The sequence below is a fragment of the Heterorhizobium halophytocola genome (genome assembly GCF_017873095.1).
In the GTDB taxonomy this organism is placed as follows: domain Bacteria; phylum Pseudomonadota; class Alphaproteobacteria; order Rhizobiales; family Rhizobiaceae; genus Allorhizobium; species Allorhizobium halophytocola.
Genome location: NZ_JAGGJU010000003.1, coordinates 354980 through 375022, shown reverse-complemented (window position 1 = coordinate 375022; position 20043 = coordinate 354980). Strand labels below are relative to the sequence as shown.

The 20043-nt window shown below is 63.0% G+C and carries 20 protein-coding genes and 1 pseudogene; 3 read left to right on the top strand and 18 right to left on the bottom strand.

What is annotated here, in order from left to right; all coding sequences use genetic code 11:
* Positions 1–32: 32 nt before the first annotated feature.
* Both J2Z17_RS07305 and J2Z17_RS07300 read left to right on the top strand, forming a co-directional pair.
* The gene (locus J2Z17_RS07305; protein ID WP_209943586.1) at positions 33–1238 is read left to right on the top strand and encodes a bifunctional 2-C-methyl-D-erythritol 4-phosphate cytidylyltransferase/2-C-methyl-D-erythritol 2,4-cyclodiphosphate synthase; all 1206 of its coding nucleotides are present in this window, start codon (positions 33–35) and stop codon (positions 1236–1238) included.
* 4 nt (positions 1239–1242) lie between these two features.
* Positions 1243–1749 carry a CinA family protein gene (locus J2Z17_RS07300; RefSeq protein WP_209943584.1) on the top strand — a complete coding sequence of 169 codons (507 nt, stop codon included), beginning with the start codon at positions 1243–1245 and terminating at the stop codon, positions 1747–1749.
* Here J2Z17_RS07300 and J2Z17_RS07295 read toward each other — a convergent pair.
* From J2Z17_RS07295 to eno, 14 genes and pseudogenes are all read right to left on the bottom strand, one after another.
* Positions 1734–2186: a type II toxin-antitoxin system RatA family toxin gene (locus J2Z17_RS07295; RefSeq protein ID WP_209943582.1), complete on the bottom strand. Its 453-nt coding sequence runs from the start codon at positions 2184–2186 to the stop codon at positions 1734–1736. The two genes, J2Z17_RS07300 and J2Z17_RS07295, sit on opposite strands and share 16 nt — an antisense overlap.
* 9 nt (positions 2187–2195) lie before the next feature.
* Positions 2196–2764, bottom strand: a pseudogene (locus tag J2Z17_RS07290) (P-loop NTPase family protein).
* A 75-nt stretch (positions 2765–2839) separates the two neighbouring features.
* Complete coding sequence (locus J2Z17_RS07285) at positions 2840–3886, bottom strand: phytanoyl-CoA dioxygenase family protein (protein ID WP_209943580.1); 1047 nt, start codon at positions 3884–3886, stop codon at positions 2840–2842.
* A 58-nt stretch (positions 3887–3944) separates the two neighbouring features.
* The gene (gene lipA / locus J2Z17_RS07280; RefSeq protein ID WP_209943578.1) at positions 3945–4922 is read right to left on the bottom strand and encodes a lipoyl synthase; all 978 of its coding nucleotides are present in this window, start codon (positions 4920–4922) and stop codon (positions 3945–3947) included.
* A gap of 143 nt (positions 4923–5065) precedes the next feature.
* Complete coding sequence (locus J2Z17_RS07275) at positions 5066–5320, bottom strand: GlsB/YeaQ/YmgE family stress response membrane protein (protein WP_209943576.1); 255 nt, start codon at positions 5318–5320, stop codon at positions 5066–5068.
* Between the two features lie 76 nt (positions 5321–5396).
* Entirely contained in the window at positions 5397–6842 is a 1446-nt protein-coding gene (gene lpdA, locus J2Z17_RS07270) for a dihydrolipoyl dehydrogenase (RefSeq protein WP_209943574.1), read from the bottom strand.
* Between the two features lie 83 nt (positions 6843–6925).
* Entirely contained in the window at positions 6926–7195 is a 270-nt protein-coding gene (locus J2Z17_RS07265; RefSeq protein ID WP_209943572.1) for an HP1242/YdcH family protein, read from the bottom strand.
* A gap of 71 nt (positions 7196–7266) precedes the next feature.
* Entirely contained in the window at positions 7267–7905 is a 639-nt protein-coding gene (locus J2Z17_RS07260; protein WP_209943570.1) for an SGNH/GDSL hydrolase family protein, read from the bottom strand.
* 16 nt (positions 7906–7921) lie between these two features.
* A complete protein-coding gene (locus J2Z17_RS07255) occupies positions 7922–9277 on the bottom strand; it encodes a pyruvate dehydrogenase complex dihydrolipoamide acetyltransferase (protein ID WP_209943568.1) in 1356 nt (451 codons plus the stop codon).
* A 1-nt stretch (position 9278) separates the two neighbouring features.
* Positions 9279–9572, bottom strand: coding sequence for a hypothetical protein (locus J2Z17_RS07250; RefSeq protein WP_209943566.1), 294 nt, complete (start codon positions 9570–9572; stop codon positions 9279–9281).
* A gap of 12 nt (positions 9573–9584) precedes the next feature.
* Positions 9585–10988, bottom strand: a complete 1404-nt coding sequence (locus J2Z17_RS07245) for a pyruvate dehydrogenase complex E1 component subunit beta (RefSeq protein WP_209943564.1) — start codon at positions 10986–10988, stop codon at positions 9585–9587.
* A 17-nt stretch (positions 10989–11005) separates the two neighbouring features.
* Entirely contained in the window at positions 11006–12052 is a 1047-nt protein-coding gene (gene pdhA / locus J2Z17_RS07240; RefSeq protein ID WP_209943562.1) for a pyruvate dehydrogenase (acetyl-transferring) E1 component subunit alpha, read from the bottom strand.
* Positions 12053–12191: 139 nt separating this feature from the next.
* Positions 12192–12512: an FtsB family cell division protein gene (locus tag J2Z17_RS07235; protein WP_209943560.1), complete on the bottom strand. Its 321-nt coding sequence runs from the start codon at positions 12510–12512 to the stop codon at positions 12192–12194.
* 168 nt (positions 12513–12680) lie between these two features.
* Complete coding sequence (gene eno / locus J2Z17_RS07230) at positions 12681–13955, bottom strand: phosphopyruvate hydratase (RefSeq protein WP_209943558.1); 1275 nt, start codon at positions 13953–13955, stop codon at positions 12681–12683.
* Between the two features lie 346 nt (positions 13956–14301).
* Here eno and J2Z17_RS07225 point away from each other — a divergent pair, with 346 nt between their 5' ends.
* Positions 14302–16137: a methyl-accepting chemotaxis protein gene (locus tag J2Z17_RS07225; RefSeq protein ID WP_342454381.1), complete on the top strand. Its 1836-nt coding sequence runs from the start codon at positions 14302–14304 to the stop codon at positions 16135–16137.
* A gap of 107 nt (positions 16138–16244) precedes the next feature.
* On the opposite strand, the gene kdsA is transcribed toward J2Z17_RS07225, so the two are convergent.
* The 4 genes from kdsA to J2Z17_RS07205 all read right to left on the bottom strand — a co-directional run bounded on the left by kdsA (position 16245) and on the right by J2Z17_RS07205 (position 19870).
* Positions 16245–17090: a 3-deoxy-8-phosphooctulonate synthase gene (gene kdsA / locus J2Z17_RS07220; RefSeq protein WP_209943555.1), complete on the bottom strand. Its 846-nt coding sequence runs from the start codon at positions 17088–17090 to the stop codon at positions 16245–16247.
* On the bottom strand, positions 17087–18025 hold the full coding sequence (locus J2Z17_RS07215; protein WP_209943553.1) for a VOC family protein: 939 nt from the start codon (positions 18023–18025) through the stop codon (positions 17087–17089). The genes kdsA and J2Z17_RS07215 overlap by 4 nt, the downstream gene beginning before the upstream one ends.
* Before the next feature lie 75 nt (positions 18026–18100).
* A complete protein-coding gene (locus J2Z17_RS07210) occupies positions 18101–18634 on the bottom strand; it encodes a DUF1003 domain-containing protein (protein WP_209943551.1) in 534 nt (177 codons plus the stop codon).
* Between the two features lie 186 nt (positions 18635–18820).
* A complete protein-coding gene (locus J2Z17_RS07205; RefSeq protein ID WP_209943548.1) occupies positions 18821–19870 on the bottom strand; it encodes an extracellular catalytic domain type 2 short-chain-length polyhydroxyalkanoate depolymerase in 1050 nt (349 codons plus the stop codon).
* Positions 19871–20043 lie beyond the last annotated feature (173 nt).

Sequence of the window (20043 nt, the reverse complement as noted above, 5' to 3'; positions counted from 1 at the left end):
AACTGCCGTGTTGTTCAGGATTTTGTTCGCAAATGCAATATGTGCCCGACGAAAGCCTGGGAATCGTTGTCGTCGCCGCCGGACGCGGCGAGCGGGCCGGCTCGCCCGCAGATGGCCCGAAGCAGTATCGCCGGATAGGCGGCGCGCCGGTCCTTTGCCATACGCTCGCGACATTTCGCCGCTTTGCCCCGGCCTCCCCGATCGTCGTCGTCATCCATCGCGACGACACGATGCTGTTCGAGGCAGCCCTCGACGCGCTCGAACACAGGCGCGGCATCGCCCATGTCTTCGGCGGCCAGACCCGCCAGCAATCGGTGCTGAACGGCCTCGATGCGCTTGCGGCGAGCGATGCGCTGCGCCACGTGATGATCCACGACGCCGTGCGCCCCTTCATCGATGCCGAGACACTGCAGCGGGTCGGCTGCGCGCTGGCGTCCGGCGCGCCGGCGGTGCTGCCGGCGGTCGCCGTTGCCGACACGTTGAAGCGTGGCACTGCCGACGGCCTCGTTGAGGACACGGTGTCGCGCACTGGCCTCTATGCCGCCCAGACGCCGCAGAGCTTCGACTTTGCCGCCATCCTGGACGCCCACCACAAGGCCGCCACAGCCGGGCGGCATGATTTTACCGATGACTGCGCCATCGCCGAATGGGCCGGCCTACCGGTCCGGCTGGTCGAGGGCTCGCCCGACAATGTCAAACTCACCCTAGCCAAGGATCTCGCCATGGCCGATGAACGGCTCTCCCGCACCGCCCTGCCCGATGTTCGCACCGGCAATGGCTACGACGTGCACCAGTTGGTCGAAGGCGACGGCGTCACGCTGTGCGGTGTCTTCATTCCGCACGACCAGAAACTCTCGGGCCATTCGGATGCCGATGTCGCGCTGCATGCGCTGACCGACGCCTTGCTGGCCACCTGCGGCGCCGGGGATATCGGCGATCATTTCCCGCCGTCCGATCTCCAGTGGAAAGGTGCTGCATCGCGGATCTTCCTCGAGCATGCGGCCAGGATCGTGCGCGATGCCGGCGGCACGATCATGAATGCCGATGTCTCGCTGATCGCCGAGGCCCCGAAGGTCGGTCCGCATCGCCAGGCGATGCGCGCGAAACTCTCTGAAATCCTCGACATCACCATCGATCGTTGCTCGGTCAAGGCGACGACCAACGAGAAGATCGGCTTTGTCGGCCGCGGCGAAGGCATCGCCGCGATCGCCACGGCCACCGTGGTCTACGCGGGCTAGCGCCATGCCCTTGTTTCCGCCCGATATCGAGCAGCTTGCAGAACAGATCATCCGCGATCTGGCGGCGCGCGGTCTGACACTTGCCACGGCCGAATCCTGCACCGGCGGCCTGATTGCCGGTGCGCTCACCGAAATATCGGGCTCGTCGGCCGTCGTCGACCGCGGCTTCGTCACCTATTCCAACACCGCCAAACGTCAGATGATCGGCGTCGACGCAGAAACGCTCGAGCGCTACGGTGCGGTATCGCGGGAAACGGCGCTGCAGATGGCAAGGGGGGCGCGGCTGAGAGCCGGCACGGATATCGCGGTCGCCGTCACCGGCATCGCCGGTCCCGGTGGCGGATCGGCACAAAAGCCGGTCGGCTTGGTCCATCTCTGTGCGTCAGGACGCAATGCCACGCTGATCCACCGCGAGATGCGCTACGGCGATCTCGGCCGCACCGGCATCCGTCTGGCGACCGTGAGGACAGCGCTCGAAATGCTGCGCGAGGCGGCTCAGGCGGTCGCGTAGATCTTGTCGGCGCGCGCCTCGAAGGCCTCGGTGAACATGCGAAAGGCGCGGTCGAACATCGAGCCCATCAGGGCGCCGAGAATGCGGTTCTTGAACTCGTAGTCGATGAAGAAATGCACGATGCAGCCGCCGTCGTCCGTCGGCTCGAAGCGCCAGCGATTGTCGAGATAGCGAAACGGGCCGTCGATATATTTGACGTCGATCGCCTTTTCCGCATCGTTGAGCAGGACCTGCGTGGTAAAGGTCTCGCGGATCGCCTTGTAGCCGACGGTCATTTCCGAAACCAGCAATTGCTTGCCGTCCCGCTCCTTGCGCGAGCGCACGGTGAGGCTGTCGCACAGCGGCACGAATTCCGGATAGCGCTCGATATCGGCGACGAGATCGAACATCTGCTGGGGCGAATGCTTTACGGGTCTGCGGGTCTCGAACTTGGCCATGTCAGCCACTTAAGTCGGCTGGCCGGCAAGATCAAGAAGTTGCGTCATTTCTGCATGGGATTTCCGTATGCAAACCGGCACTTGCGGGCCATGCTTATCCAGTCCCGCAATTACCTTCGGCGTCGTGACGCGCTCGAAATTCCAGATATAGGAGAGAAATTCCCTGTCCGGCAATTGCTCCGGACAACCGGGCGCCATGTCCGGCCGCACGCGTCCATAGGACCGACAGACCCGCCGTGCGACACCCAGCAGGCAGCGTCATCGCGGCAACCGGAGCCGAAGCACCAGATCCGCGCGCGGAAGCCGCAGATCGAAACTCGAGGATCCGCGCCCATCCATCACCCAGCGCTCACGCCCGACGAGGTCGACGATGATCGTCGCTGCTGCAGCATTTCCCGCTTCCGCCAGCCTGGCAGCCAGAAAACGTCGCGGTCGAGGGACTGATATTCGTGCCCGAACCGCGCGGCGATCTTCCGCGACAAGGTCGATTTGCCACCGCCGGAGCAGCCGATGACCAGCACGCGACCTGCCTGTTTCAGGCGGGCGGCCGCCCGGTCGTTGTCAATGAAATTCGGCATGGAAACCCCTGATGACGCCATGGTTGGCTGGGATGGAAAAAGCCGCAGCCTAATTCCGCCAGGCCACAGATCAGCTCAGAGCTTGGCCTTCGGCACCCGCTCGCTTGGAAGCGGTGACCCGACCTCGTACCACTTGCGGCGCCCCATGCCCCAGCGCACCAGCAGATCCTCCCAGATCCACGGCAACACCTGCTTGCGTCCCCGCACATAGGGCATCAGCGAGGCCGTGTCGTAGTGGACGAAGGGCACGAAGGGATTGGGCCGCTGGGTCACATAGATCTCGATGCGCACCGAGGGTTTCGACGACGGACCGCGGGCGTGGAAACCGAAAGTGTCGCCGACGACCAGCGTATTGCCTGGAACGGCAAAGGATGTCGGCTGCGGCAGGCGCATCAGCTTCAGATCGATCGGCCTCAGCCGGAAGGAGCCGTTGTCCGACTTGCGCGAGGCGAGGATGCTCTTTCGCTTCTGCCAGGCAAGCCGCCGCTTGGTCAAGCGGTGCGAGCCGGCGACATAGTTGAACGGCCCCTCCGCCTCCTCGACGTCGTGGAGGAAGAACCAGGCCTTCACCGTCGGGTGAAAGGTATCCATGTGCAGATTGGTCTGCGGATCCTTGCCGCCTTTCTGCTGGGCGGTGGCATCGGAAAAGATCGTCTGGATCGAGATGATCGGCTCGTTCTTGAAGCTGCCGACATAATAGATGCGGTTGCGCCATTCGAGGCTGTCGACCAGCGCCTTCACCGCTGGCAGCCGTGCCAGAACCTCCGGCGTCAAGGGCGTGCGGCGGGTCACGGCATTGCCCTCATACATCTCGCGCGCCGGGACGCGCAGCGTCTCGACTTCCTGCACGAGGGCGGCAAACTGCTCAGGCGGCAGGAAGTCCCGTTTCTCGATATAGCCGTTCTGCTCGAAGAACAGCCGCTCGGGTTCCGGTATCAGGTTCTGCAGCTTGCGGCGGCGATAGGCGGCGAGACGGGCTGCCGTCTTCACCCGCCAGACATGCAGGCCGCGACGGTTGAGCCGCTCGCTCTTCAGGACCGGATTGTTGTTGAATGCCTTCTGCCCGCTGATGATCTGAAACAGATACCAGGGCATTTTCAGAATATCCGTAAACCGCGTCATGGAATCTGCTCCGCAATATGCAATGAATCTTGCCAATGCGGAGCAAATTTAGCGCAACCTACGATACTGTCGATGGTCTGACCGCAAGTTTCTTTTCGCGGTTGGCCTTCAGCCGGGCGAAATCGTCGCCGGCGTGGTGCGAGGAGCGCGTCAGCGGGCTCGACGACACCATCAGGAAGCCCTTGGAATAGGCAACCGTCTCATAGGACTTGAACTCGTCCGGGGTGACGAAGGCCATTACCTGGTGGTGCTTGCGGGTCGGCTGCAGATATTGGCCGATGGTCAGGAAGTCGACATCGGCGGTGCGCAGGTCGTCCATCAGCTGCAGCACTTCGTTGCGCTCTTCGCCAAGCCCGACCATGATGCCCGACTTGGTGAACATCGTCGGATCGAGTTCCTTGACCCGCTGCAGCAGACGGATCGAATGGAAATAGCGTGCGCCCGGGCGCACCGTCAGGTAATTGCCCGGCACCGTTTCCATGTTGTGGTTGAACACGTCGGGCTTGGCCGCGACGACCCGCTCCAGGGCACCCGGCTTCTTCAGGAAGTCCGGCGTCAGGATCTCGATCGTCGTCTCAGGCGAGGCCGCGCGGATCGCCCAGATCACCTTCTCGAAGTGCTCGGCACCGCCGTCCTCCAGATCGTCCCGGTCGACCGAGGTGATCACCACGTGGTTGAGCCCCATCTGGGCCACGGCCTTGGCGACGTTTTGCGGCTCGTCCATGTCGAGCGCGTTCGGCTTGCCGGTCGAGACATTGCAGAACGCGCAGGCGCGGGTGCAGATCTCGCCCATGATCATGAACGTGGCGTGCTTCTTGTCCCAGCACTCGCCGATATTCGGGCAGCCCGCTTCTTCGCAGACCGTCACCAGCTTGTGGGACCGCACCAGATCGCGGGTTTCGTGGTAGCCCTTGGAGGTCGGCGCCTTGACCCGGATCCATTCCGGCTTGCGCAGCACTTCGGTATCAGGCCGGTGGGCCTTTTCCGGGTGACGCTGCCGCTTTTCCGGGGCCGTTCTGTCCAGGATCGTAACCATCAAGTCCTCGTCGGTTGCGCGGGGGCGCCCATGGCGCCTGCGCTTTCCTTTTATGGCGTCTTACATAAACGGTCCGACGGAAAAAGTCAGGCCGCCATTTGCATGGCGGCCCGAGCAGATCTGCATATGTCTTGCGACACAGACTATCGTCGGACCACCCTGGCCACAGCGATCAGCAGGCATGCGCCGATAAAGCCGATCAGCAGGTAGGCGAGCCAGCCCGTGTATCCCACGTGAAAGATCGCCGCCAGAATGAAGTTCAGCACGATCGCGCCGACAATGCCGAGGATGATGTTCATGATCAGCCCCATGTCGGAGCGCATGAACTTTTCCGCAAGCCAGCCGGCGAGACCGCCGATAATGATCGCACCGAGGAAACCGACGCCGTTCAGATCCATTTGATTTCTCCCTCTCTTTCGAAAATCTTGAAGGAGAATGGCACGGCGTCGACAAAGTTCCCGGCGCTTGGCCTCATCAGGCGTTCAGCACGCGCCCATAGGCATCGAGCACCGCTTCCTTCATCATTTCCGACAGGGTCGGATGCGGGAAGATCGTGTGCATCAGTTCCTCTTCGGTGGTCTCCAGGTTCATGGCGACGACGAAGCCCTGGATCAGTTCGGTCACTTCCGTGCCGACCATGTGGGCACCCAGGAGTTCTCCCGACTTCTTGTCGAAGATCACCTTGACCAGGCCCTGGTCCTCGCCAAGCGCGATCGCCTTGCCGTTGGCGCCGAAGGAATAGCGGCCGACGCGGATGTCGCGGCCGGCCTCCTTGGCCTTGTCTTCGGTCAGACCCACCGAGGCAACCTGCGGGTTGCAATAGGTGCAGCCGGGGATCTTGCTCTTGTCCATCGCATGGACATTGGGCAGGCCGGCAATCTTCTCGATGCAGACCACGCCTTCGTGCTCGGCCTTGTGGGCCAGCATCGGCGGGCCGGCAACGTCGCCGATCGCGTAGAGGCCCGGCACATTGGTCTTGCCGTAGCCATCGATGACGATGCAGCCGCGGTCGGTCTTCACGCCCAGCGTCTCGAGCCCGAGATTCTCGATATTGCCCTGCACGCCGACGGCCGAGATCAGCCGGTCGGCGGTGATCTTCTCGACCTTGCCGTCCTTGGTCTCGACATGGGCGGTGATCGAGTTCGACCCCTTCTCAACCTTGGCGACCTTGGACTCGAGCAGGATCTTCATGCCGCGCTTTTCCAGCTGCTTGCGGGCAAGGGCGGAGATTTCCTTGTCCTCGACCGGCATCACCTGGCTCATCACTTCGACGACAGTGACATCGACGCCCATCGAGCGGTAGAAGGAGGCGAATTCGATGCCGATGGCGCCGGAGCCCATCACGACGATCGATTTCGGCATGACATCGGGCTTCATCGCCTCGAAATAGGTCCAGATCAGCTTGCCGTCCGGCTCGATGCCGGGCAGCGCGCGCGGGCGTGCACCGGTGGCGACGATGATGTGCTTGGCGGTATAGGTGCCCTCGCCCAGCGTGTTCTTCGGGATCGGGTTCTGCGGCTCGACGACCGGCTTGGTCGACTTGCCGACCTTGATCTCGCCGGGCTTGGTCAGCTTCGCCTCGCCCCAGATGACGTCGATCTTGTTCTTCTTCATCAGGAAGCCGACGCCGCCGTTCAGGCGCTGCGACACGCCGCGCGAGCGGGCGACCACGTCCTTGACGTCGGCCGTCATCTTGCCTTCCAGCGTCAGGCCGTAGCTTTTCGCGTGATTGGCCTGGTCCATGACGTCGGCGCTGCGCAGCAGCGCCTTGGTCGGAATGCAGCCCCAGTTGAGGCAGATGCCACCGAGATGCTCGCGCTCGACGATGGCGGTCTTCAGGCCCAGCTGGGCCGAGCGGATCGCGGTGACGTAGCCGCCGGGACCGGACCCGATGATAATGACGTCATAGGCATTGGACATGGGCGCTTCCACTCCTTGGGGTTTGCCTCGGGCACCGGTTGGTCCGGCATCCGATGGGACTGGAAGCGTCCGGCCGCCCGCTGTCAGTGCGTGGTCGGCAATTCGGCTTCCGGTTCGGCTCGAACCAGCATCCCGTAAATTTCATCCTTCAGCCGCATCCGCTCCTTGCGCATGTCCTCCATGCGAAAGTCGCCGACCGGCGCGATATCCGTTTCGGCCCTGTGGATCTCGCCGTTCACCGCGTGATAGCTCTCACAGAGCCTGGCAAAGTGACCATCCGTTTCTCGCAGATGACGCATCAGTGCGGTGAACTGCGGAAATTCCGCGGCCAGTTCATGGGGCGTATGCGACATGATGAGCCTCCTTCATGTGGGGTTTCATCTCGCCAGCTTAAATACGCCCTGCCGTTCCTCCTTGATCCCGATCAAACCCCAAGCATCATCCGGACGACTGGCTCCAGCCCGCGCCCGATGGCGCGGGTATTGTCCGCATCCAGATGAATGCCGTCGAGCGGCGTCGTTTTCGCCACCGATCCCGCATCATAGAAACCGCAGCCGGTTTCGTCCGCCAGATCCCTGTAGAGGCTCGCCATCATCGCCGACTCGCCGATCGCGCCCTGGAACATCGCCGAAAACGGCGCATTGGCCGTTTCGCAGATGGCCGGCGGCGAGACCAGCAGCACATCCGGCACCTCGTAGCCGAAGGCCCATTCGTGATGGCGGATCAGCTTGACCAGCCGGTCCATGCCCTTGACCGCATCCATCGCCGTGCCGGCGACCCCGCGCTTCATGTCGTTGGTGCCGAGCATGATGACCACCAGGTCGAGCGGCGCATGGGTTTCAAGCACGCTCGGCAGAAGCTTCACGCCATTGCGCTCGGCATCCGCCAGATAGTCGTCATAGGCGGTGGTGCGGCCGTTCAACCCCTCGGCGATAACGTTCACCCCTGCCCCGAGCGCCCTTTGCAGGACGCTCGGCCAACGGTCCTCCAGGGCGTGACGACCCAGATTTTCCGGATCGTAGCCCCAGGTCAGACTGTCGCCATAGCAGAGAACGGACTTCATCGGCCCAGGTCCCCGCTTAGACGAGCATGCCCATCGGGTTCTCGATATGCCGCTTGAAGGCCGCTGCGAGTTCCGCGCCGAGCGCGCCGTCGATCACGCGGTGATCGAAGGCGAAGGTCGCGGTCATCACCGTGCCGACCTTGATCTCGCCGTTCTTGACGACCGGTTTCTCGACGCCGGCGCCGATCGAGACGATCGAGGCCTGCGGCAGGTTGACGATCGAGGTGAAGGACGAGACGCCGAACATGCCCAGATTCGACACCGACGTGGTCCCGCCCTGGTATTCCTCCGGCTTCAGCTTCTTGTCGCGGGCGCGCTTGGCCATGTCCTTCACCTCGTTGGAGATGGCAGACAGGGTCTTGGTTTCCGCCTTGCGCACGATCGGGGTGATCAGTCCGTCCGGAATGGAAACCGCAACGCCGACATCGGAGAACTTGTGCAGCACGCGCGCCGTCGAGGTCCACGAGGCATTGGCCATCGGCACGTCGCGCAGCGCCAGCGCCATCGCCTTGATGATGAAGTCGTTGACCGAAAGCTTGAAAGCCGGGACATCGCCCTTTTCGGTCTTCTTCGTCGGTGCCGAGGCGTTGATCTCGCCGCGCAGCTTCATCAGCGCGTCGAGGCTGCACTCCATCGAAATGGTGTAGGCGGGAACCGTCTGGGTCGATTCCGTCAGGCGCGCGGCGATCGTCTTGCGCATGCCGTCATGCGGCAGCAGCTCGTAGGAGCCTTCCGCAAACAGCTTCAGCACGGCGTCGTCCGACGGGCCCTTGGCCATGGCCGGTGCAGCAGCACCGCCAGCCGCAGCTGCGGCCGGTGCCTTGGCGCCGCCCGAAGACTTGGCCGTCTCGACATCCGACTTGACGATGCGGCCCTTCGGACCGGAACCGGAAATCGCGGTCAGGTCGAGACCGGCTTCCTTGGCCAGGCGGCGTGCCAGCGGCGAGGCGAAGATCCGCTCCCCGCTCTGCGACTTCGGTGCCGGCGTCGAGGGCGCGGGGCCCTGATCGGCGACCGGTGCCTTTTCGGCGGCCTTGTCGGCCGGTGCTGCCTCGGCCTTTGCCGGTGCTGCCTCGGCCTTGGGTGCCGGTGCGTCACCGCCCGACGCCGCTGCCGCCTTCACGTCTTCGCCTTCCTCGGCAAGGATCGCGATCAGCGCATTGACCTTGACGCCTTCGGTCCCGGCCGGAACGACGATCTTGGCGACCGTGCCTTCATCGACGGCTTCGACTTCCATCGTCGCCTTGTCGGTCTCGATCTCGGCGATCACATCGCCAGGACCGATCTTGTCGCCTTCCTTGACCAGCCATTTCGAAAGGTTGCCCTCTTCCATGGTCGGGGAGAGCGCCGGCATCGTGATATTGATTGGCATATTAATCCTCCGCCCACAAAAGTTCGAATTCAGCAAGTTCTTCCGGATTTTCCATCAGCCGGACCGCCTGCTCGCTAGACACTTCGATGTAGCCAGCAACGTTTTCGAGCCACCCGTCGACTGCACCGATGACACCGATCTCTTGCTGGGGAACACCGACGATGACCTCGGTATCCTCGGCCTTTACCAGGGCCCACAACACGATTTTGTCCAGAACCGGGTTCTGCTTCGTATTGACGACCCTGAACCACGACCCTGAAACGGGAAGGATTTGCTTCACAGAAGACTTAGCCATGAGCCAGCTCCCTCACTTGTAGCAAACGGTCTTCACCGCCTGGACGACTTCGCCGACATTCGGCAGCGCCAGCTTTTCAAGGTTGGCGGCGTAGGGCATGGGCACGTCCTTGCCGGCGATCGACAGGATCGGCGCATCGAGATAGTCGAAGGCCGCGCGCTGGACCGAGTTGGCGATGAAGTCGCCGACCGAGTTCTGCGGATAGCCTTCCTCGACGGTCACCAGACGGCCGGTCTTCTTGACCGATTCGATCACCGTCGGCAGGTCCATCGGACGGATGGTGCGCAGGTCGATCAGCTCGACATCGATGCCATCCTTTTCCAGTTCCTCGATCGCCTTGACCGCATAGGTCATGCCGATGCCGAAGGAGACCATGGTCACATCCTTGCCCTTGCGGTGGATGCGCGCCTTGCCGATCGGCAGGACGAAGTCGTCGAGCTTGGGAACCTCGAAGGACTGGCCGTAGAGGATCTCGTTTTCGAGGAAGATGACCGGGTTCGGATCGCGGATCGCGGCCTTCAGCAGGCCCTTGGCGTCGGCTGCCGTGTAGGGCATGATCACCTTGAGGCCCGGGATCTGGCTGTACCAGGCCGCATAGTCCTGGGAGTGCTGTGCGCCGACGCGGGCAGCCGCCCCGTTCGGGCCGCGGAACACCATGGGCGCGCCCATCTGGCCGCCGGACATATAGAGCGTCTTGGCCGCCGAGTTGATGATCTGGTCGATCGCCTGCATGGCGAAGTTGAAGGTCATGAACTCGACGATCGGCTTCAGGCCGGCCATCGCCGCACCGACGCCGACGCCAGCAAAGCCGTGCTCGGTGATCGGGGTGTCGACGACGCGCTTCTCGCCGAATTCCTGCAGCAGGCCCTGGGTAATCTTGTAGGCGCCCTGGTATTCGGCGACTTCCTCACCCATGACGAAAACATTGGGGTCGGCCCGCATTTCCTCGGCCATGGCGTCGCGCAGCGCTTCGCGCACGGTCGTCATCACCATTTCGGTGCCTTCGGGAATATCCGGATCGGCGGCCACATCGACCTTGGGAGCAGCCGGCGCCTTTTCCGACGGGGCCTCTTCCTTGGCTTCGCGCGCCTTGCCGGCGGCAGCGTCGGAAGCGGGGGCGGCGTCCTCGCTCTTGGCGGCAGAGCCACCCGACTTGATGTCGTCGGCGCTCTCGCCTTCTTCCAGCAGCACCGCGATCGGCGTGTTGACCTTGACGTTTTCGGTGCCGGCCTCGATCAGCAGCTTGCCGATCACGCCTTCATCAACGGCTTCCACTTCCATGGTCGCCTTGTCGGTCTCGATTTCCGCGATGACGTCGCCGGAGGTGACCTTGTCACCTTCCTTCTTCAGCCATTTGGAAAGTGTGCCCTCTTCCATCGTCGGAGACAGGGCAGGCATAAGGATTTCAACAGTCATGGATCAGGCCTCCCCGCTCACAGAAGAATATCGGTGTAGAGCTCGGATGCATCCGGCTCCGGTTCGTTCTGGGCGAAGTCGGCGCTGTCGGCGACGATATCCCGGACGTCCTTGTCGATCGCCTTGAGCTCGTCTTCGGTGGCCCAGCCCTTGTCGATCAGACGGGCCTTGACCTGCTCGATCGGATCATGGTCGGAGCGCATCTTCTGCACTTCGTCCTTGGAGCGGTACTTGGCCGGGTCGGACATCGAGTGACCACGATAGCGGTAGGTCATCATTTCCAGGATGACCGGCCCCTTGCCGGAGCGGGCATGCTCGAGCGCCTGCTCGGCAGCGGCCATGACAGCGCGCACATCCATGCCGTCGACCTGAATGCCGGGGATGCCGAACGAGGCACCGCGCTTGGAATAGTCGGACTGGGCGGTCGAACGGGCGTTCGAGGTGCCCATGGCATAGCGGTTGTTCTCGATCACGTAGACGACCGGAAGCTTCCACAGCTGCGCCATGTTGAAGCTCTCATAGACCTGGCCCTGGTTGGCCGCGCCGTCGCCGAAATAGGCGATCGAGACCGCCTTGTTCTCGCGGTAGCGGTTGGCAAAGGCCAAGCCCGTGCCGAGCGAGACCTGACCACCGACGATGCCGTGCCCGCCGTAGAAATTCTTTTCCTTGGAAAACATGTGCATCGAGCCGCCCTTCCCGTGGGAATAGCCGCTCATGCGGCCGGTCAGCTCGGCCATCACGCCGCGGGCTTCCATGCCGGTTGCCAGCATGTGACCGTGGTCACGGTAGCCGGTAATGACCTGGTCGCCGTCCTTCTGCGCCATCTGCATGCCGATGACGACAGCTTCCTGGCCGATATAGAGGTGACAGAAGCCGCCGATGAAGCCCATGCCATAAAGCTGGCCGGCCTTCTCTTCGAATCGGCGGATCAACAGCATCTCGCGATAGGCCGTCAGTTCGGCCTTCTTGTCGAACTCGGCGATCCTGCCGGACTCGAGATCCTGTTTCTGGGTTTTGACTGCGGATTTACGACCGGCAGCAGACGCGGTTTTGCGCGGCGCCATACAAACCTCCCTGTTTGATAGAAGTCTTTGAAACCACCATAAGCAGAAAAGGGAGGCACGGCAATGCTATAAATGCATGCCTTGTATTCCGGATAAGCATCTGAAATACATGGACATATTCAACTTAACCAATTACAGGTTAATCCATGTAGGAGTTGAAAATCACGATCTCGTCCGGACGCGACACGTTCAGCTGGTACCGCGCCTCCTCGTCGATCATGTCGCGTTCGAGCGATCCGTCGCTCATCAGCTGCACCTGGGTTTCGAGCGACTTGCGCTTCTTGACCAGGCCCGCGAGTTCCCTCTCCCGTTCGAATCGAACCTGTTCGAACCGCTGCGCAGCGATCAGTCCATATTCGCCATGAACGGAATGATAGCCGAAATAGCCGAGGAAAGCGATGGTCACGGCGGGCAATATCAGCCGGCCGGTCTTCCGTTTCTTGTGGTAGCGGGTCCACATACAGATAAGCCTTGGGTACGCAATACTAGGATTCCAATGCTAGTGCGTATTGCTTAACCGATTGTTGACTCTGACCGGCCGCAGTCAAAAAAAATACCCGCGCCGTGAAGGCGCGGGTCCGGATCGTCAAAGCCGGGCAGCACCGGCCAGCAACGGTCGCTGTGGCGTTTACGCCTTCAGGATCGAGGTGCCGGCATAGACGGCCTGCGGGCCCAGACCCTCCTCGATTCGGATCAGCTGGTTATACTTGGCCAGACGGTCCGAGCGCGACAGCGAGCCGGTCTTGATCTGCCCGCAATTGGTGGCGACCGCCAGATCGGCAATGGTCGAGTCTTCCGTCTCGCCGGAGCGATGCGACATGACAGCGGAATAGCCGGCCATGTGCGCGGTCTGCACGGCGTCCAGGGTTTCCGACAGCGAGCCGATCTGGTTGACCTTGATCAGGATCGAGTTGGCGACACCCATCTTGATGCCGTCGCGCAGGCGCTGCGAATTGGTGACGAACAGATCGTCGCCGACCAGCTGGCACTTGGAGCCGATCATCTCGGTCAGCGTCTTCCAGCCATCCCAGTCGTCCTCGGCCATGCCGTCCTCGATCGAGATGATCGGATATTTGGCGACCAGTTCGGCGTAGTAGGCGGCCATTTCGGCGCTTTCGAGCACGCGGCCTTCGCCCTGCAGGTCGTATTTGCCGTCCTTGAAGAATTCGGTCGAGGCCGGATCGAGCGCCAGGCAGATGTCTTCGCCCGGCTTGTAGCCGGCCTTTTCGATCGCCTTCATGATCAGGTCGAGCGCTTCGGGCGCGCTCTTCAGGTCGGGTGCAAAGCCGCCTTCATCGCCGACATTGGTGTTGAGGCCCTTGGCGCTCAGTTCCTTCTTCAGCACGTGGAAGACTTCCGAGCCCATCCGCACGGCATCGCGCAGCGTGTCGGCGCCGACCGGCATGATCATGAACTCCTGGAAGTCGATCGGGTTGTCCGCATGCGCACCGCCATTGATGATGTTCATCATCGGCACCGGCAGCACATGGGCATTGGCGCCGCCGACATAGCGGTAGAGCGGCAGGCCGGCCGATTCGGCAGCGGCCTTGGCAACGGCGAGCGAGACGCCGAGAATGGCGTTGGCGCCGAGGCGGCCCTTGTTCGGCGTGCCGTCCAGCTCGAGCATGATGTTGTCGATCTGGATCTGGTTTTCCGCGTCATGGCCGCCGATGGCGTCGAACAGTTCGGTATTGACGGCTTCGACCGCCTTTTCCACGCCCTTGCCGTGATAGCGGCTGCCGCCGTCACGCAGTTCGACGGCCTCGTGGGCACCGGTCGAAGCACCCGAGGGAACCGCTGCGCGCCCCATGCTGCCGTCTTCGAGATAGACGTCGACTTCGACGGTCGGATTGCCGCGGCTGTCGAGAATTTCGCGGCCGATGATGTCGGTGATGGCGGTCATGGGAGGCCTCCCTGGCTTATGGGTGGGGACATTGGGTCGGGGCATGTCTTAATCCACGGAGCGAAAAAGACAATGGCAACAATGTAAAACTACGCGCAAGGGCCGACAGCAATGCAAAAGTCCGACCCGCACCCTCCGCAACAATTGGTTTTGCTAATAAAATACATAATGAAAAACAGACATATGCGAAATCATGCCATGCGAATGTACCATCCCGTTAATATTTCGGCAATTTGCCCGATCTAAGCCCTTAACGCTTGGACCTGCAAAACCGCCGTTTTGCCTGGGATTCCGGGCTTGTCGCACGCACTTGCGCCGCCGGGCGCCTGTGCATGTTTTGGGGGTAATGATGAAGATAACAATTGCACGCAGTCTGGTCATATTCGGCGCGGTCGTCGGCATGGCGGTCGCAGCCTCGATCGGCATTCAGACTACCAGCTTCCACGAACTCAAGGTCAACGGACCGGTCTACCACCAGATCGTCAACGGCAAGGATCTTGTCGCCGACATCCTGCCGCCACCGCTCTATGTCGTCGAATCCTACATGCTCGCGCTTGAGGGCGCGGAGCATCCGGAGCTCGGGCCACAGCATGCAACCCGCATCGCCGATACCCTGAAGACCGAGTATGAGGAGCGCCGCCGCTACTGGCAGGCATCGGATCTGGAAGCCGGTCTGAAGGACAAATTGCTAAACGACGTCCTCCAGCGCGGCGACGCATACTGGCAGGTCATGACGCAGCAGATCCTGCCGGTGCTTCAGGCTTCCCAGGCACAAAACGCGATGGCCGCCTTCGACGCGCTGAAGGACGCGTTCCACCGGCACGAGGACGCCGTCACCGAACTCGTGGGCATGGCAACGGCCTTCCAGACAACGACCGAGACGGCAGCGGCGCAGGAGACCGCAATCCGCTCCGGCCTTGCCCTCGGCGCCGGTGCCCTGTCGCTGACCATCCTGATGGCCGGCCTCTATGGCATGCGCAGGCGGGTCGTGCGGCCGCTTTCTGCCATGCGCGATTACATGGCGCTGCTGGCCGGTGGCGACTACGGCAAAAAGGTACCCTATGCCGAGCGCACGGACGAGATCGGCGAAATGTCGAACGCCGTGTCGGTGTTCCGCGAGGCGGCGCTGGAGCGCATTGCCCTGCGCAAGCGTCAGGACGAGGACCGGGAAAAGGCGATCGACCAGGAGCGGCGGCAGATGGCCGACCGCGCCGAAGAGGACCGTCAGCGGGCGCTGGTTATCGATCGCATCAGCGCCTCGCTGTCGCGACTGTCCCAGGGCGACCTGACCTGCAAGATCGGCGAGACCTTTTCTGAGAGCTACGAGGCCTTGCGCGGAGAGCTGAACGACAGCCTGCAGATCCTGGCGACGACGCTGGGCGAGATCGCCAGCGTCACCGATGCGGTGCGTGGCGGCTCCTCGGAGATCGCAATGGCAACGGACGACCTCGCCCGGCGCACCGAAACGCAGGCGGCATCGCTCGAGGAGGCCGCCGCGGCGCTGGATCAGATCACCGTCACCGTGCAGACGGCGACGGAACGGGCCCGTGAGGCCAGCACCATGGTCGGCAAGACCAAGAACAGCGCCGAACAGTCTTCACGGATCATGAAGGAAGCGGTTGCCGCCATGGAAGAGATCGAGGGGTCGTCCAGCCAGATCAGCCAGATCATCAACGTCATCGACGAGATCGCCTTCCAGACCAATCTGCTGGCCCTGAACGCCGGCGTCGAGGCGGCCCGCGCCGGGGAAGCCGGCAAGGGTTTCGCCGTCGTCGCCCAGGAGGTGCGCGAACTTGCCCAGCGGTCTGCAACGGCCGCCAAGGAAATCAAGGCGCTCATCCAGACGTCGTCCAATCAGGTCTCGACCGGGGTCTCCCTCGTCTACCGGACCGGCGAGGCGCTGACGGCGATCGATGAGCAGGTGCAGCAGGTCAATACGCTGATCGGCTCGATCGTTCAGGCGTCGCAGGAGCAGTCCCATGCTCTCGCCGAGGTCAACCAGGCGGTCAACCAGATGGACCAGGTCACGCAGCAGAACACCTCGATGGTGGAAAAGACCAATGCGGCCTGTCGCGAGCTCAACGGCCGCGCGCTCAACCTGAACGATCTGATCTCGCGGTTTCAGCTGTCGCCAACCGACAGCGGCGCGGGTTCCCGCGTCCAGACGTCGCGCGCCGCGTGAAGAGGTCGCCCGGGGTTTGAGGGCCCCGCTGTCGGTGGCGACACACCGAAGGCAAGCGCCGCCCGGTTGGAGCGGCGCTTGCTGCATGAGCGGCGCATTGTCGACCGTCAGCCCTTGGCGATCGCGTCGAAGGCGAGCAGCTTTTCCAGGAGTTCGGAGAGGTTTTCCAGCTTGACCATGTTCGGACCGTCGGAGGGCGCGTTGTCCGGATCGTCATGCGCCTCGATGAACAGCCCGCCGACACCGACGGCGACGGCGGCACGCGCCAGCGTCTCGACGAAGCGGCGGTCGCCACCGGTCGAACCGCCCTGCCCGCCCGGCTGCTGCACCGAATGGGTGGCATCGAAGACGACCGGCGATCCCATGTCCGCCATGATCGGCAGTGCGCGGAAGTCCGAGACCAGCGTGTTGTAGCCGAAGGACGCGCCGCGTTCGCACAGCAGCACATTCGGATTGCCGCTGTCGACGATCTTGGCCAGCACGTTCTTCATGTCCCAGGGGGCCAGGAACTGGCCTTTCTTGACGTTGATCGCCCGGCCGGTCTTGGCCGCGGCAATCAGCAGGTCGGTCTGGCGGCAAAGAAAGGCCGGGATCTGCAAGATGTCGACGACGGGGGCGACGGTCGCGCAATGGCCTTCGGTGTGCACGTCGGTCAGCACCGGAAAGCCGAATTCCTTCTTCAGGTCGGCAAAAATCTCCAGCGCCTGGTCAAGGCCGATGCCGCGCGCGCCTTTCAGCGAGGTGCGGTTGGCCTTGTCGAAGGACGACTTGTAGACCAGACCGATGCCGAGCGTGTCGCAGATCTCCTTGATCTTGCCGGCCATCATGAAGGCATGGTCGCGGCTTTCCATCTGGCAGGGTCCGCAGATCAGCGAGAACCGGGCGGTGTTGGAAAACGAAACCCTGGTCGACCCTTCGCCGACGGTGACGACGGAATTCGGTGACATGCTCATGAAATCTCCTCGAACGCGAAGGCCACACCCTGTCCCGCTGCCGGCGGAACGACCAAGCGGCCGTGACTGCGGCTGAATGGCAGCCCCTTAGCAGCCAGCAGCTTTTCTGTCACCTGCATATCCGCGGTGGCAAACAGCACCAGACCGGCTTCGACGCCGCCCTGATCCTCCGGCAGCGGCGCGCCATACAGCGGCTCGAATGCGTCCGGTGTGACGACCTCGAGGCGCAGATTGCCGGTGCGGAATGTCAACACCGAGCCCGTCGCATCCCTGTCTGTCGTGCCCCTCACCGTGGTGTCCGCGTCCGTCGCCGGTGCTTCACGTACCCCCAGCAATGCCGCAAGCAGCGTAGCCGGCGCCTGCGGCTGTGCTGCGACCAGCACCAGGCCGGCCATGCCGTGCACCGCATTGGCATGGCGCTGCAGCGCGCCGCGATCGGCCGGCAGCGCGTTGATCCGCTCGCAGGCAAAGGCGAACAGCGGCTCGGATTTCCGCGTGGCGGCAAAGGCCAGGCGGAAGCCGGCAACCGTGCGGCTGCCATCCGGCAGGGCAAGCGGCCGCTCGAAATCGAGCATCGGTCCGGCCGAAACGCCGGCCGCTCTGAACCGCGCATCGTCGGCTGCGGCATCGCCAGACTTCGCGACGATCGCCGACAGGCCCGCCTCCTTCGCCATCCGGTATTGCCGGTCGCGGGCGACGAAGACATTGCCGGCCTCGATCGCCGCGGCATAGGCCGCCCTATCGCCGATCGCCAGCGGCTCCAGATAGGTGTCGTCGGCAAAGAACACGCAGGCGTTTTCCGTGCCGAAGGGATGGCGGGCGTCACTGGCAACGGTAAAGCCGAGCTGCGTCAGACGCTGGCGCGCCACGGCGAGCTCCGTCACCGGCAGGACCAGATGGTCGATGGCCGCAGCGGGGGTTGCAATCTCGGGCATGGCCGGATCCTTCTGCATCGGGCTTTGGGGCATGCAAAAGCCTGCAAGACCCATCCCGGCTTGTTGTCCCTGTGTCTAGCGCGGCCCTGCCAGCGCGTCCACGGCGCTGCGCAGCGCGGCGATCTCCTCGCGCGCGGCGCGCAATTCCTGCAGCACCTGCAGGTCGATCTTGCTGTCGAGCGCCAGCACCTCGATTTCCGCCTTGAGATTCACCTCGTAATCCTTGGCCGCCATGAAGCGATCGCGCTCGGCCTGGCGGTTCTGGCTCATCATGATGATCGGCGCCTGGATGGCCGCCAGCATCGAGAGCAGAAGATTGAGGAAGATGAAGGGAAACGGGTCGGGCGCGCCCCGCGTCAGGATGAGCGTGTTGATCGCGACCCAGGCCAGCAGAAAGACCAGGAAGGCAATGATGAAGGCCCAGGAGCCACCGATCCGGGCAATCGAATCGGCCAGCCGGTCGCCGAAGCTGGCATTGGAGAGGAAATCCTCGTTCGCATCGCTCGACACCACCCGCCGTTCGCGCGCGTGCCGCAGCACCCGCTTTTCCACGGCGTTCAACTCTTCCGCCGGCTTGCCCAGCAGGCGCTGCCCCAGACTGCCCGTCATTGTCGTGCTCCGCGCTTGTTTGATCGCGCCGCGACATGGCGGCACCGAGGCTACAAGGAGAACGACGCGCCCGAGTCGTCAAGACGGCGAAACAGGAAGAGAGCGGATGCGACCGGCGCCCGCGCGGTTTCAGCAGACTGCTGTGCATCCCATGCCGGGCGTGCTGTGCGGGGCAGCAGGCCGCGATCAGCGGCGGATCGGCGCCCCCAGCGCTGCGGCCATGCGGGCGATGGCGGCCAGTTGCGGCGCATCGCGGCTCAGATAATCGTCGGCGGAATAGCCCCACCAGTCCCAGCAGCCCTTCGGATTGCCGGCAAAGGGCGAAAATGCCGAGGCCGGGATCACCACCGCCTGCGGATAGAGCACGACAATGCCATTGGCCTCGGCCCAGCCATTATAGCCGGTGAGCCGCGCATAGGCGTCGCCGATCGTCTTGCGGCCCTGCTGGCAGCCATGCAGAGCGATATGCAGCCTGCACGGCGCGCCCGACCGGCAGCTGGCGGGGATATAGACGAAACCGGTATCGTCCATGCCGAGCGCCCCCTCGGTATAGGCCGACTGGTCGAAGCTCAGCAGATTGTCCGCCACACCGGTGGGGCCGACCGGCGGGGCGAGCTCCCCATAGAGCCATTTCAGGATGTCGCCCGCCTGGTCGATATCGCAGTCGTTGAGGAAATCCGGCTTGGTGACGCCACAGGCGACCGGCCCTTCATCGGTCAGGAAACCATGCCCTGCGCCGACATCGGTGACATAGCGGATATTGGCCGCCGGAACGTCGAGACGGCCATAGACCTCGGCCAGCACGTCCATGCTCTTGCGCCGCACGGTATCGTCGGCAGTGCCGTGAAAAAGATAGATCCTGTCGGAGGCGATATCGGAGAGCGGATCGATCCTGCCTTCCAGTGTCTTGAAGGCTGCGAAGCTCTCGTCGGCCACCGGGGCCGGCCAGTACATATACCACGGCGGCACGAGGCAGCCGAACACCGCTTTGTAGACGCTGTCCTCGGCGCAATTATAGGGGCCGCCCGACACCACCCCGGCCCCGGCAATGGCGCTGGAAAAGGCCGTCTCCAGCTGCACGGCCATGAAGGCACCGCTCGAAAGCCCCGATACGGTGGTCTTGGATATGTCGAGGTTCAGCTTCGGCAGGGGCTCGGCCGCGTGCGCCACCGAAGGCTGCAGCGACACATTCAGGGACAGCAGAAGGATCGTCAGCATGAAAAGCAGGCTACGCATGAGGCCCCCTATCTTGAACTGATCAATTTCTGGTTGCGACATTACCGCACATTTCCCTATGAGGGAAGCAACGAAATGCTGCGGCGCACATTTCGCCAAGCAACAGTGCAGGCCTGCCCTCACGACACGCCCGATGCTTCAATTTGACTGTCGCACGCATCACGCAAATTAAA